Source organism: Hahella ganghwensis DSM 17046, from assembly GCF_000376785.1.
In the GTDB taxonomy this organism is placed as follows: Bacteria; Pseudomonadota; Gammaproteobacteria; order Pseudomonadales; family Oleiphilaceae; genus Hahella; species Hahella ganghwensis.
The window spans coordinates 23,732-37,293 of record NZ_AQXX01000120.1 but is presented as its reverse complement, the minus strand read 5'-3'; the positions used below and the strand labels follow the sequence as shown (position 1 = coordinate 37,293).

Here is a 13,562-nt window from a genome sequence, read left to right as displayed (position 1 = left end):
GGAAGTTTCATGTACACCCCCAAACATTTTGAAGAAACGAGACTCGAAGTCCTGCACCAGCTTATCTGCGCGCATCCTCTGGCAACAGTGATTACTCAGTCGGATGCGGAACTGAATGCCAACCATATTCCCATGCACCTGGAGAAATCCGCCAGTCAGTACGGCGTGTTACAGGGGCATGTGGCTCGATCCAATCCGATGCTTAAAGATCTGAAAAACGGGAAGCCCGCACTGATGGTCTTTCAGGGGCCTGAGGCCTATATTTCTCCCTCCTGGTATGCATCCAAACAGGAAACCGGGAAGGTCGTACCGACCTGGAACTATGCGGTGGTGCATGCTCATGGTGTTATACGGGTGATCGATGAGCCCGATTGGATTCGGGCTCAGTTGGAAAAGTTGACCTTACGTCAGGAGGCCGTGTTTTCAGAACCATGGCAAGTGTCAGATGCCCCTCAGGATTATACAGACAGACTGATCTCCGCCATCGTTGGTATCGAAATGGAAATTACCCGACTGGAAGGTAAGTGGAAGGTTAGTCAGAATCAGCCCCTGGCTAACAAAGAAAGTGTCGTCAGTGGACTGAATCGCACCGGGTATCAGGAGGATGCTGTTATGGCAGATCTGGTCGGGTCTGGCATTCGTTAGAAAACTTGTTTTTTAATCACTGGAAGGAAAAACTGTGGAAATACTATTTTGGTTCTTGGCTGTTGGTGCTTGGATCTGGTCTGTCGCAAGAGGGATTCAGGTATCGGTTATCTGCATGGTTCTGAACTTTCTTGCCCCCCCGATATCACAGCTCATTTTCGCGGTATATGAAGAAAAGATGCGTCGACCTTTATTGTATATGGTCATTGGATTGGTTGGTTTGTTCTTTACCGGAACTGGAGTGACACAACTGGTCGGTTAATGGACTATATCTGACCTTAATTCCCTAGAGAAAACGCGGTGGCCACCAGAGGTAGTCAGACGACGTTGTCGTTTCTATTCTGAGACAACGTTTTCTGTCTGATGTGATCAGATCTGTTTTCCCTCTATATGCTGCTATTTTGTGCTTGTTACCGGTTCAGGTTTCGCCATTTGTTATGAAACGGTAAGTATATAGGTACTTTCCATTACGGTGATGATTTGTTAGTATTTCGCACGTTCTGAAGACATCAATTGGATGAGTCTCAAGGCGCTTTTAGTTCCATGCAGGTGGTGTGTCCTATACCGGCAGGTAACGGCTACTTTCTGCATGGATTAGTGTAGGAACTTTGCACAGGATCAGGCAGATATGGATATATCCATTTCATTTAATACTTTCCAATAAGCGAACAGATGGTTACCTGGCAGGTTCAGTACCTGTATGGGGGATTTCTGTTCATCGTATTTAGCTGATGCTCTGATGGTGCCCCCCCAGTAGGGAGGTTGCCCATGACGAATTCAGCTGCCCAAGTGCCATTAGTGCTCTATTGAACACAATCAAATACTCCCAGAAGGATCTCTTTCATCTGCATGGCCGGTTAGTTAAGTGGTTATTTCTGCCAGAGTGTCGTATCAGGAGCCCTGAGACCTGTCTCAGACATAGGGAAATATATAGGGGAACAAATGAAAACTATAAGAATTGCCATCATTGGTGCTGGTGCTGGTGCTGGTGCTGGTGCTGGAGGGATCGCAACCTTATCGCAGCTTGCGGATCAGGTGATGGACAGTGCTAAGGTTGAGCTTCATCTGTTCGATCCAATGTCCGTTGTCAGCCCCGGCGCACCATATGGCAAGGATCTGGATTTTGCCAAGCTGAACCGTCCGGCTGTAGCGATGGATGAACTTTTGACTGAAAGCTCCTCCTTTCATCAATGGTTGAAGTCGCAGTCTGAAGGCCGGTTTAATGACTTCTCATTTGCTCCCCGCTGGCTGTTTGGGAGCTTTCTATATGAGATGCTGAGTAATGTGACGCTTACTCTGCATGAAAAAAACATTCTGTTCAGAGCCTATCCCTGTTCGGTAACAAGCATCAAACATTCGTTGTCTAGATATATACTGCAGACAGATACTGGTGATCATATGGAAATGGACCATGTGGTCGTGGCTATTGGGCCTCAAAGGCGCATCGATCCTTATCACCTGAATGAATGCTCCGGGTATCGAGACAGCGCATTTCCATTATCTTCTCTAATGCAGTGGATAAAACCATCCTGTTCCCATATAGGTGTTATTGGTTCAAGTCTGACAGCAATTGACGCCGTTCTGGCGCTTGTCCATCAGTACCCGGATATTCGGATTAGCATGCTGTCCCGACGTGGTCGCTTACCGTCTGTGCGAGGAGAGTCTGATAAAGCACCTCCTCGCTGTTTTACGGAAGAAGCCCTGTCTTCTATCTACTCGGAGCGGGGAAGGATTACGGCTGAAAATATCATTGATTTGTTTAATCAGGAGCTAGAGCCATTTGGTGTTAAGCTTTCAGATATTACCAAGCCTACCGAACTGTCCGCTCTCGATGAATTCAGACAATCTCTGAGCGGTGCATCAGCACCGGGAAGGTGTTGGCAAAGTGTTATTTCGCGAACGAATAATGCTCTCAACTATGCGTATGCTTTGATGGATGAGCAGGAGAAGCAGCGGACTTGCGAGATTCTCAGTCATGAATGGCTTCGGCAGCGTATTCCCGTACCATTTATGACGGCTAAAAAGCTCCTTCAGGTTTCTGAGGAAGGAAGGCTGTCTGTCAGAGGAGGACTTCAGAATATTCTATCTAGGGAAGGGGGATTTTCCGCATCATTTAATAACGGTGAATCACAGAACCTGGATCAGGTAATCAATGCCAGTGGTTTTGAATATGACCTTAGTGTTAATCCCAACGACCTGATCATCAACCTGCTGGAACAAGGCCAGATGGGGCTGGACTGGCGCAATCGTGGTCTCGTCGCACATGAAAGCTGCTGTGTAGTTGACCGAGATGGGCAGACGAACAAGACACTGCAGGTGATCGGGGCTGCAACCCAGGGAACCTTTCTGATTACATCGGCTGTTGATGTGATCGGACTCCAGGCCAGGCGCGTTGCCCGGCACATTGCGAATCTGTACACAATTTCGTTTTCCACAGGAGAATCCTGTGTCACCCAGAAAGAAGTGGGAGGTATCTGAATGATGTCAGCGAACCCTCATATAGTCGTATTTGGAGGAAAGGATGGGGTACTGGAGTTCTGCAAGGAACAAGGGGTTGTTGCCACGCTGGTGCAATACCCGGGGATGTTAACAGAACAGCAGCAAGTGCTGGCTGATCAGGTTATTTTGCTGGAGATGGGGGAGGAACATAAAGCGATTGATATATTGAAAGGTGTTCATGCCCAAATGCCGATAACATCAGTCGTTACTTTTTATCCGACCTGGCTCCTGGTGACCTCTCAAGTTGGGGAATTACTTGGTGTACGCTGCAATCCATGTCAACCGGTAGAGGTGGCGCGACATAAAGATAAACTCAGGCGCGTCCTGGAACGCTCGGAATTACCCCAGGTACGATGGAGCCTGGCCTCAGGGCCTGAAGACATCGAGAGGTTTCTGCAGAACCTGGGCAAGCCTGTTATCGTGAAGCCCGTTGCTGGTGGGGGGAGTGCCGGCGTATTTAAAATCGACGATGTTCGCAATGCGAAGGTGGCTTGGGAGTACGCGACTGAGGTTCCCTACTGGGCCAACATGGAAAATTACAACAACGTCCTGCTCGAGGAATACGTAGAGGGTGACGAGTATAGCGTTGAGAGCATCAGTAAGAATGGTTGTCATGAAATCCTCGCTATTGTCAGGAAAAACACGACCGGAGCGCCTCACTTTATTGAGTTGGGACATACGACCCCTGCGGAGATACCTGTCTCTGTCAAAAATCAAATACATGTGACAGTGATTGATATGCTGAACCTGATGGGGCAGCAGAATGGTCCTTGCCATACGGAAGTGAAAGTCGACGGTGAGCGGGTAAATATTATTGAAACCCAAACTCGCTTCGGAGGAGGGCAAATCTGGGAATTGGTTTGGCTGACGACAGGGCGTAACGTGGCTCACGAAACCGTCGCTCATCTGTGTCATTTGCCATCTCCGGTAATCAAGGCTGAATCGCCTGCAGCGAGTGTTGTTCACCTGCCTGCACCAGAGGGACTTGTGCTCCGATGCGACGGCCATGAATTGGTTCGTCATTCTGAAGGGGTATACCGGTTTGAGATAAAGGATATTCAGGGAAAAAGCTTTGGAACCACCCGGCATGCGGCGGATCGTATTGGTTACTGTATGTGTCTGGGAAATAGTTCGAATGAGGCCTTTAAGAGGTGTGAACAGGCTATCAGAAAGCTCCTGGTTGAAACAGAAAATGCAGCAACACGAGTTGAGGACTACGCGGAATGACAACGTTTTTATTGGCCCCCCCTAAAGTATTGATTCGGTGGAGTGAGAGCGAACTTGATCGAGCGCTCGACAAGCCGGTTTGTATCGTGACCAGCGACATGGATGATAGCACCCGAGAGAAACTCAAGGCGGCTATCGGCCGTTACTCTGAGTCATTGTATGAGTTCGGCAACTATAATAGCTCTTCGACCATCCCCTTGCGCCTGCTGCAACTGGCTCAGAAAGAGAGAGCAAGCCACATTGTTGCCATGTCTGAAGTCGACGTCATGCGTAGCGCAAGACTTCGTGACCACCTGGGGCTCGTTGGTCTTAAGGCAGATCAGGCTTTATTTTTCCGCGACAAGGCCATGATGAAAAAGCAGGCAGCCAAAGAAGGCATTAAGGTTGCCAAACACTCCTTGGTCTATGATCCCTTAACCCTCCTGAACGCTACCGAGGAGCTGGGATACCCGGTTGTGATAAAGCCTCCGATGGGACGGGGCTCATCGGGAGTGAATGTCGTACAGAACAGAAGAGAGCTGGAAGACTTTCTGACGGAATACAGGTGGAACGATCTTGGTGCACAGGTTCCTTTGTTAGTTGAAGAATACATTGAAGGAGACCTGTACCGAATTGATGGCGTCGTCCATAACGGGAAGGTGTGTTTCAGTGCAGCCGCCAAATACTGGGGTACCCATTTGAACTATCTGGGAGGCGGGTGCCTCGGGTCAGTCATGCTGGATCCGAAAGCGCCTTTGGCGAAAGACCTGACAGGATTAACGGAAAGATTGCTACTGGAAGTACTGCCTTTTGCTGAGAATGGCAGTTTCCACGTTGAAGTGTTTAAGAATTCTGATGGTGAACTGGTTTTCAGTGAGGCCGCAGCCAGGCTGGGAGGAGGCTCAATTATTGAGGAAGTGGAAACGTCTTACGGTGTGAATATCAAGTCATTGACTCTGGCTGCCGAATGCGGAAATGACGCTGCTGTGGCGGAAATTTTGGGAATGCAGCACAGCCAGTTCGTTCCTGCCGCACAGCTTCATATTTCACCGAAAGCTAAAACGCTGGTGTCGATGCCTGCGCAATGTGAATTTCCTTATGTGTCCCTGTGTGAATTTCAAGGGCAGGCTGGTGATAACTTTCAACTGATGACACATACCAACTCCGAGATAGCACGTTTTGTACTGAAGGGAGAGTCCCCTGAAATTCTGGAGCAGAGACTGCAGGAGCTGGTCTTATGGTTTGAGGAGCAATGTCAATGGACTTGAAAACCGGAGTTTCAAAGCAATCAGATCATCGCTGGATCACCCGTCAGTTGGGTCTATCTGATGCCAATGCGGTAATAGCACTCAGGCATCAGGCGCTCAAGGAACTGGAACACCATGACAACTATGTCATGGAGGATGACGAGCGTAAGTTTGTCGAAGATCACCTGGGCAGCGCTGGTGTCTCTTTTGGATTTTATGACAATGGCTGTCTGGTCGCATATACCGCACTAACCCTTGATCTGTGTGCTGCGGATACCGAATACGAATATGAACATCTGATAAATCGCGATGGGACTGAAAAGTGGGGAGCATTGGCTGCGACTCTGGTGGTTCCTGAATACCGTCGAAGGGGAATTCAGCACGCAGCGATAAAGCTACGTTTAGATTATGCAAAAAGGTGTGGGACAGAGCGTCTGGGGGTGACGGTATCCCCATACAATCAGGCAAGTCTGTCCAATCTTCTCAGTAATGGAGGAAGTATTCAGGGAATTGAGACCTATGATGATGGCCGGACCAGATTTCTGATTGCTTTTGAGTGCCGTCAAAAGTCTGTTTCCTTTGGCATTCCTGAGCAGGTGATTGTGCCATGCCATAACGTAAATCTTCACAGGCGATTATTGGCAGAGAATTATATTGGCAAGAGAATCATCAATACTGGCGTCGACAGTTACATTACCTATGCCAGGAAGGAGGGGTAATGTACCAGCAATATAATACCGGTACCGCTGTAGCCTGGCCGCAAGGATATCGGGCGGCAGGTATGATTTCGGTTGATGTGGATACTGTGACGCCGATGCTTTGGCGGGAGCGTCATTCATCTTCTCTCTCTCCGGCGGAAGTGGAGCAGCGTCTGTTTGGCATTCGACAGGGAGTGCCCAGAATCCTATCCATGCTGCAGGAAACCAATCTGCAGGCAGTGTTCTTTGTGCCTTCTGCCGTAGCTGAACTGAATCCGCAGATGATCCGGGATATCGTGAGTGAAGGACATGAAATCGGTGTTCATGGTTATATCCATGAAACCTTGAGCGAGATTTCGTCTGCGGAGAGTCAGGAAATATTGAACCGGTCTCTGCAGACCTTGACCGAGCTGTCAGGTCAGAAACCAGTAGGCTATCGCTCGCCCTCGTGGAACATGAGCAGCTATCTGCCCGGTCAGCTGAGGCAGCTTGGTATTCGATATGACAGCTCTTTGATGGGATATGAGCAGCCCTACAAAGTCGAAGAACTGCTTGAACTCCCGGTTTCCTGGTACCTGGATGATGCTCCGCATTTCATCTATTTGGGCGATGGAAATGATCCGCACGCCCCCAAGGATTCCCAGGCTGTTTTTGAAGGGTGGCGAAGAGCTGTAAACGGGGTGAAACACTATGGTGGCTACTTCAGCATCACTGTCCATCCCTGGATCGTCGGAAGGATGGAGCGATGCCGTGACTTTGCGGAGTTTCTGTCCTGGCTCGCCAACGATCCAGAGCTTTGGATTCAAAAAGGAGGGGATTTAGCAGAGTACCTCGATGAGTTGCGCCTACCCTCGACAACACTTGTAGAGACTCATGCTCAAATTCTCCCAGCCTTCAAATAACGCCATTGCTATCCTGGCAGGTGTATTCAGTAATAATCTGGCCCTGGGAATATATACCCTGAGCCTGGGTAAACTGTTGTTTGATGCCTCAGGTGCCGTTCAACACTTTGCGACGATTATGGTGATTGAACAGGTATTGTTTGTACTTCTGGGAATGCTGGCGGGCAATATTGTTGATTCATTCAAAACAAGTCTGATCGCAGGGAAGGCGAATCTTGTGTTCGCCCTGGCATGCTTTCTGTTAGTAGCCTGTGTATACACGGGGGGTCCGGAAGGCATATCTCTGACAGGCGCTTCACTAATGATCGGGATGATGTTTAGTTCGTCCAGGGCCTTTTTCCGACCTGCACTGTTTCGAATGCCCCCCGAAGTTGTCAGCGAGGGCCAGTTGCAGGCATTCAATGCCAGAATGACCGTATGTATTCAGTCTGGTCAACTGATAGGGGCGGCGGCTGCCGGAGTCCTGATAGGGTTGGGAACAATTGAAGTACCACTTTTAATATCCGGCGTACTTTACGCTCTCGCAGCGGTAATCTTTCTTATCTCACCACTTCCCTACGCCGTGCAGCGCAAGAAAGGTGGCAGCCTGTTAAAGGTGCTAAAAGACACACCCCGTAGCTGGGTTTCCCCGATAAAAGTTGCCTGGGGAGATAAGTCCAGCTTTTATACTCTGGTTACTGTCGGCGCGGACTTCCTGACAATATCGTTGTTTAATCTACTCCTTGCTCCCTGGTGCGAAATTCTTTTTAACGGGGTGTATAGTTGGATGGGCGGACTGGAAATGGCATTTGCCATCGGTGCTATTTTGGGAGGATGGATTCTAACCAGGAAACTGAATGCTTTAGCACCGTCATCTGCACGACAATTAGGATTGCTTCTGCAGGCTCTGGCCTGGGCTGCGAGCTTTATATTGATATCACCCTGGGGATTCATTGCCATCGCCTGCTGTCTTGGTATGGGAGTGGCCATTTCGTCCACATCTGTACTGACACTACTGCAGGCTTCTCTGCCCAGGGAAATTCATGGCAGGGCAGGAGTTATCCGGTCGATAGCAATCTCTGTATCAGTGGGTGTGCTGCTTCCGGTTTTGACTATCCAGGTGGAAAGCTCAATAAAAGGCGCTTCTGTGCTGATGGCTCTGTTTCTGGGAGTGTTCATGATGTTGGCAATCCTGCCAATGAAACAGCGGAAACCGATTAATACTGTGTATAAGACGGAATAACATACAAGTGGAATAACGATGGAGCTAACCTCAAGCGCAACCGACCAAAGCGATATTCCCCATATTCTGGTCATTGGTGGTATCCCCTCAGTACATAGCTTACTGCACGAGAGAGGCGCCAGTCTCACGCTTGTTCCCGTTCACGGTCATCCGTGGCCGATCCGGCGGGAGTTATATCAGAAGGTTGTCAACCTGGAGTCTCCTGATCAAATAGATCAGGTTTGTGAAACACTCATGGCAGTCAATCAGCGTCATCCATTTACGGGAATTGCCTGTCTCCATGATTATGCTGTCATTGTTGGTGCTCAGATCGCAGCAAGACTTCGGTTGCCCTGGTTTAGTGAAGAAACCGCTAAATGTTCTGTAGAAAAATGGCGTATGCGGGACTGTCTTAGAAAGCAAGGGCTTGATAATACTGATTACGTGATGGCCTTGAGTCGTGATGTAGTGGAAAAGTTTTTGGAGCTCAAGGGCGAAGGAATATACAAGCCTGTTGATGGTAGGGCCAGTGAGGGGGTTCTGGCAATTAACCATAGGACTGATCTGCAACAATTGCATTATTCTGACAGGTATATGGTTGAGGCAAAGTTAAGTGGTGACGAGTACAGCGTAGAAACCTTCTCCGGAGAGGGTGAAGTCCTGGCCGGCTCGGTGACCCAGAAGTTCAAGCAGGGCTTTGTTGAATGCGGACATGTGACCCCACCTCTGGATTTACCTAAGGAAAGGCAGGCAGATGTGGTTGCGTATGTCGATAAGGCACTATCTTGCCTGGGAATATACAGAGGTATTGGTCATACCGAGGTTTTTGTCAATTCATCTTCGATTCAGATGGTGGAAACACACTTGAGAGGTGGAGGGGATCGCATACTTGACCTGGTAAAACTTTCCACATCAGCGGACCTGACTGAAAATATTGTACGGGACATACTCGGTCACCCCCTTGATCTTAATCACTCTGCGGGGAGATTACTTTCCGCTCGACGTGCTGCAGCAGTGTGGTATTTATTACCTGAAGCTACCGGAGAAATCATCGCCATTGAAGGTCTTGAGCAAGCGAGAGATATTGACGGGGTTGTGGAGGTAAAGGCCCTTAAAGCCCCGGGGGATGTTACTCAGGGTCTATATTCTAGCTATGACAGGTTGGCATTGGCTATTGCGATAGGAGAGAACCCTCGGGAGGCCTTGTTACGGGCTCAAAGAGCCTGTCGTGAACTGTCTGTGACAGTAAGCCCAAACAACTAGCCTATGTCGCAGATCTAGGGAAACTCTGGCTCCTATCATTCTCCTATCATATATGTTGCCACAGTTCATCTCCAAGCCACTGGCGTAGTCCAGTGGCGCCTTTGCCTGTCACCCATAACGTCCGCAGACTGGCTTTTCTTCTGAGATACCCCTCCTTGAGCAAGTGTTGGCAGATCTGTCTGCCCAGTTGCCCGGCAACATGGTATCTCCGTTCGCTCCAGTCGAGGCAGGGGCGACAAAGTACCATCCTGCTGTTCATGCAGGTTTGGTCCAGCTGCATATTAATTGGAGCAAGAGTGTTGCTTAATTGCTCGGTTATCTGACCACTGCCATCTTCCAGAATAATGGCCTTCTGGGCAGTAAGGTGCTCCGCAATTGCGACACCCAATCGTCCCGCCACGTGGTCGTAGCACATTCTGGCCCGGCGCATATTCTCGTCTTTGGGGCCTGTCAGAATGGGAGCCGGTGGGGGCCGGTTTAGTGATGCGACCTGCATAATGCCCTCAAGCATGGTGGCGACTTTCTCCGACGCCAGACGATGGTATCGGTGCCGCCCCTGCTTAGCTACTTTCAACAGACCTGCGTCAATCATCTGGGATAGGTGGCGGCTGGCCGTTTGCGGGGTGACATTTCCAGCAACTGCCAACTCGTTGGCAGTGAAGGCTCTACCATCCATCAATGCCAGCAGCATGGCGGTGCGGGCCGGCTCACCAACCAAAGCCGCGATTCGGGCGATTTCATTTGTATTCATTGAACTCGAGCCATCTGATCGGAACACTCGACTATCAGTATACATGGGGAGGAGACTTCATACTTCGCTCCAGAGCGAAACATGCTACCCCAAGTACCGGGCAGAATAATGACACTGAATTAACAAAGAGGAAAAGCCCGTGTCGATTGTTTGTATCATTCGTTATCAGATTGATCCATTTAAGAAAGAGGAGTTCCGTCAATATGCCGAGAACTGGGGACAAATTATTCCAGCCTGTGGCGGTGATCTGATCGGATACTTCCTCCCCTCTGAGGGAACTAACGACATTGCCTGGGGACTAATCCGGTTCGACAGTCTTGCGGAATATGAAGCCTACCGGCAAAGACTCAAGGTAGACTCCGACGGAAGTGCAAACTTTACTCTGGCCCAGACGCAGCGTTTTATCCTCAGGGAGGAAAGAAGTTTTGTCGAGGTTGTGGAGGGGACTTTGAATCGGCCATCGCTGTCTGGCGGAGCGAGCTTTGATAGTGCGACCGGGGGATTTCTTACCGGTAGAGAGGAATTGTGAGATGTTGGCAGTGATTTTTGAGTTGGAACCGAATAAAGACAGGCTGCAATCATACCTGGATGAGGCAGAGGTGCTACGTCCTCTGTTGAAAAATATAGACGGATTTATTTCTGTAGAGCGTTTTGAAAGTCTGACGCAGCCTGGCAGATTTCTATCTCTTTCTTTCTGGCGAGATGAGGAAGCCATAAAACAATGGCGTAATCTTGAGGCTCACCGGCAGGCGCAGGCAAAGGGAAAAGCCGAACTGTTTTTGCATTATCGACTACGGGTGGCGGAAGTTATCCGTGATTATGGCAAATATGCCCGTGATAACACACCTCTTGACTCACTGGATTGGCATAAGAACCGCTAACTGACACGGTATGTACTTACAGGGGGAATCGCTTGATTTATAACGTGTTGTCAGGCCGATGTGGGAGGTAAGGGTGACAAAACCCACCCCTGAGAGTGTATAGTGGACTCCCGACAGCATAAAGGAGTTGCACTTTTGCCAGCGATAGAAAACCTGCAAATAGATTTCGCGTTCTTTGCCTCACTTTTCGGGTTGATGCTGGTATGGATGAACTTCATGCTGGTCATAGTGTTTGCTGGTCGGGTCATCATGAAACGACTGCCTGTAGGGGCCTCTCTCTCCTGGCTGATCGTGTTGCTGCTCTTTCCTTACGTTGGTGTCGGGTTGTACATTCTTTTTGGCGAACGTTACCTCGGGTCGAAAAGGCGTCGGCGGCAGGAAAAGCAGTTATCCTCCTATCAGCAGGTGAAAATGGATGGTGAGGCGCTTCAGGTTCGCATACTGGACCGTATTCATGATGGCGGTCAGGCTCTGGCGAATTATGAACTGAGTGCCACAGGCCTGCCGGCAATTGGAGGCAATACGGTGGCCTTCCTGAACAGTGCAGACGACACTATTCGGGCCATGGTGGAGGATATCGATCAGGCCACTGAATTCTGCCATTTGGAGTTCTACATCTGGCATCCGGGAGGTCAGGCTGACCAGGTAGCTGAAGCGTTGGTCAGAGCCAAAGAACGCGGAGTAGTATGCCGGGTAATGCTGGACGCGGTCGGCAGTCAGACGTTTTTTCGATCCAGTCTTGCCCGACTGTTGCGAAAGCATCAGATTCGCGTGATCAAGGCATGCCCAATCCGATTTATTCCCTGGCGACTGGCACGCTATGACTTGCGGAATCACCGGAAAATGGTGGTGATTGACGGCAGGGTCAGTTACATCGGAAGTTTTAATCTGATTGATCCCCGCTTCTTCAAGCAGGATCAGGGAGTGGGTGAGTGGATCGATGTGATGGCACGTATTGAGGGACCCTCTGTTAAAGTGTTTGACGGTGTGTATCGTTGGTATTGGAATATCGAAGCTGGCGAACACCTGGCATTGTCACCACAGGATATCGAGCCGGATGATCGTGCTGCTGTTATCCAGGCGGCTCCCTCTGGTCCTGATGTTGAAAAGGAAAGTATTCTCAATTCACTGCTGCAGGCAATTTACTCCGCTAGACAGGAAATTCTGATTGTCACTCCCTACTTTGTGCCCGGAGAGGTATTGTCCCAGGCGCTTCGCATCGCTGCACGGCGGGGTGTTAAAGTCAGCCTGATTCTCCCCAAACGGGTAGACTCTTTTTTGGTACGCTACGCCAGCCGTTCCTATTTTGAGGAACTGTTGCAGGTTGGGGTGAATATTTATCAGTACGACAAAGGTCTGTTGCATACCAAATGTGTCCTCATTGATGGCAGGCTGTCTTTCTTCGGAACAGTGAATATGGACCTGAGAAGTCTCTGGCTTAACTTCGAGATGACGCTGATTGTCTATGATGCACAGACCACGGGAGTTCTGCAGTCCATTGTTGAGGGATATATCGCCGACTCTGCGTTGCTGGACCCGGCTGCGTGGGAACAGAGGAGCCTCCGAAAGCGTTTTGTGGAAAATGTCATGCATCTGTTCAGCCCTCTGATTTAGGCAGACCTCATTGCTGGCAATTAAGCGCACGATCTTCAGTGAAGCATTATCGGGTTAAGTCACAAAGTAATCAGGGCAAAAATTATTTGGTAAGGACGAAAAAGAAGTATGCCTGAGAAACAGAAGTACGGGGTGGTATACCAAGATAAAGACTATGCCGGATTTTTCCGCCGAATGGCCGGTTTGACGGTTGATATCAGTATCGTCATGGCGTTGTTGTTTCTGGGGGTTGAAAGTGATACCTGGGCTTTCAATCATTTTGCAGATGATTATACGCGGCCATATCTCCTGTACGCCTCACTCATATTTAGCTATCTGTATCTGACAATCGTCAGAGCCTCGAGTATCGGATCAATCGGGTTGCGACTGTCTGATACTCGGATTGAAACGATTTTCGGGAAGAAACCCGGACTGATTCGCATGAGCTGTCGTCTACTGTTTCTGTTGGTTGGCCCTTTAAATATTCTGGCAGATATATTCTTTATCAACGTGGTCAGGGAGCGACGTTCTATCAGAGACTGTTTTTGTAACACGATCGTGGTCAGAAGAGCTGCAGTGCCAATTGAGAGAAATGCTCCTGTTCATATTGCTAAAATATATGCCTTTGGTTTAAATCTTATGTATGAAAGCTGTAATAGTGCTCATACCTAAGCAA

General features: G+C 49.3%; 14 protein-coding genes. 13 read left to right on the top strand and 1 reads right to left on the bottom strand.

Annotation, left to right across the window (positions count from 1 at the left end):
• Positions 1–9: 9 nt before the first annotated feature.
• The 9 genes from F566_RS0115790 (at position 10) to F566_RS0115750 (ending at position 9,661) form a co-directional block, all read left to right on the top strand.
• Positions 10–645: an FMN-binding negative transcriptional regulator gene (locus F566_RS0115790; RefSeq protein WP_020407977.1), complete on the top strand. Its 636-nt coding sequence runs from the start codon at positions 10–12 to the stop codon at positions 643–645.
• A 34-nt stretch (positions 646–679) separates the two neighbouring features.
• Positions 680–907, top strand: a complete 228-nt coding sequence (locus tag F566_RS0115785) for a hypothetical protein (RefSeq protein ID WP_020407976.1) — start codon at positions 680–682, stop codon at positions 905–907.
• A gap of 680 nt (positions 908–1,587) precedes the next feature.
• A complete protein-coding gene (locus F566_RS0115780) occupies positions 1,588–3,123 on the top strand; it encodes an FAD/NAD(P)-binding protein (RefSeq protein WP_020407975.1) in 1,536 nt (511 codons plus the stop codon).
• The gene (locus F566_RS35520; RefSeq protein WP_020407974.1) at positions 3,124–4,371 is read left to right on the top strand and encodes an ATP-grasp domain-containing protein; all 1,248 of its coding nucleotides are present in this window, start codon (positions 3,124–3,126) and stop codon (positions 4,369–4,371) included.
• On the top strand, positions 4,368–5,618 hold the full coding sequence (locus F566_RS0115770; RefSeq protein WP_020407973.1) for an ATP-grasp domain-containing protein: 1,251 nt from the start codon (positions 4,368–4,370) through the stop codon (positions 5,616–5,618). The genes F566_RS35520 and F566_RS0115770 overlap by 4 nt, the downstream gene beginning before the upstream one ends.
• Positions 5,609–6,316 (top strand): GNAT family N-acetyltransferase, encoded by a 708-nt coding sequence (locus tag F566_RS0115765; RefSeq protein WP_020407972.1) that lies wholly within the window; start codon positions 5,609–5,611, stop codon positions 6,314–6,316. Before F566_RS0115770 ends, F566_RS0115765 begins: the two co-directional genes overlap by 10 nt.
• On the top strand, positions 6,316–7,197 hold the full coding sequence (locus F566_RS0115760) for a polysaccharide deacetylase family protein (protein ID WP_020407971.1): 882 nt from the start codon (positions 6,316–6,318) through the stop codon (positions 7,195–7,197). Before F566_RS0115765 ends, F566_RS0115760 begins: the two co-directional genes overlap by 1 nt.
• A complete protein-coding gene (locus F566_RS0115755) occupies positions 7,169–8,419 on the top strand; it encodes an MFS transporter (protein ID WP_020407970.1) in 1,251 nt (416 codons plus the stop codon). The genes F566_RS0115760 and F566_RS0115755 overlap by 29 nt, the downstream gene beginning before the upstream one ends.
• 18 nt (positions 8,420–8,437) lie before the next feature.
• Positions 8,438–9,661 carry an ATP-grasp domain-containing protein gene (locus F566_RS0115750; RefSeq protein WP_020407969.1) on the top strand — a complete coding sequence of 408 codons (1,224 nt, stop codon included), beginning with the start codon at positions 8,438–8,440 and terminating at the stop codon, positions 9,659–9,661.
• 46 nt (positions 9,662–9,707) lie between these two features.
• Here the strand turns inward: F566_RS0115750 and F566_RS0115745 are convergent, their stop codons facing one another.
• Entirely contained in the window at positions 9,708–10,412 is a 705-nt protein-coding gene (locus F566_RS0115745; RefSeq protein ID WP_020407968.1) for an ArsR/SmtB family transcription factor, read from the bottom strand.
• Between the two features lie 139 nt (positions 10,413–10,551).
• Between F566_RS0115745 and F566_RS0115740 the strand changes: the two genes are divergently transcribed.
• The 4 genes from F566_RS0115740 (at position 10,552) to F566_RS0115725 (ending at position 13,558) form a co-directional block, all read left to right on the top strand.
• Positions 10,552–10,941 (top strand): NIPSNAP family protein, encoded by a 390-nt coding sequence (locus F566_RS0115740; RefSeq protein WP_020407967.1) that lies wholly within the window; start codon positions 10,552–10,554, stop codon positions 10,939–10,941.
• 1 nt (position 10,942) lies between these two features.
• Positions 10,943–11,293: an antibiotic biosynthesis monooxygenase family protein gene (locus F566_RS0115735; protein ID WP_020407966.1), complete on the top strand. Its 351-nt coding sequence runs from the start codon at positions 10,943–10,945 to the stop codon at positions 11,291–11,293.
• 135 nt (positions 11,294–11,428) lie between these two features.
• A complete protein-coding gene (cls, locus tag F566_RS0115730) occupies positions 11,429–12,907 on the top strand; it encodes a cardiolipin synthase (RefSeq protein ID WP_020407965.1) in 1,479 nt (492 codons plus the stop codon).
• Between the two features lie 108 nt (positions 12,908–13,015).
• The gene (locus tag F566_RS0115725; protein WP_020407964.1) at positions 13,016–13,558 is read left to right on the top strand and encodes an RDD family protein; all 543 of its coding nucleotides are present in this window, start codon (positions 13,016–13,018) and stop codon (positions 13,556–13,558) included.
• Positions 13,559–13,562 lie beyond the last annotated feature (4 nt).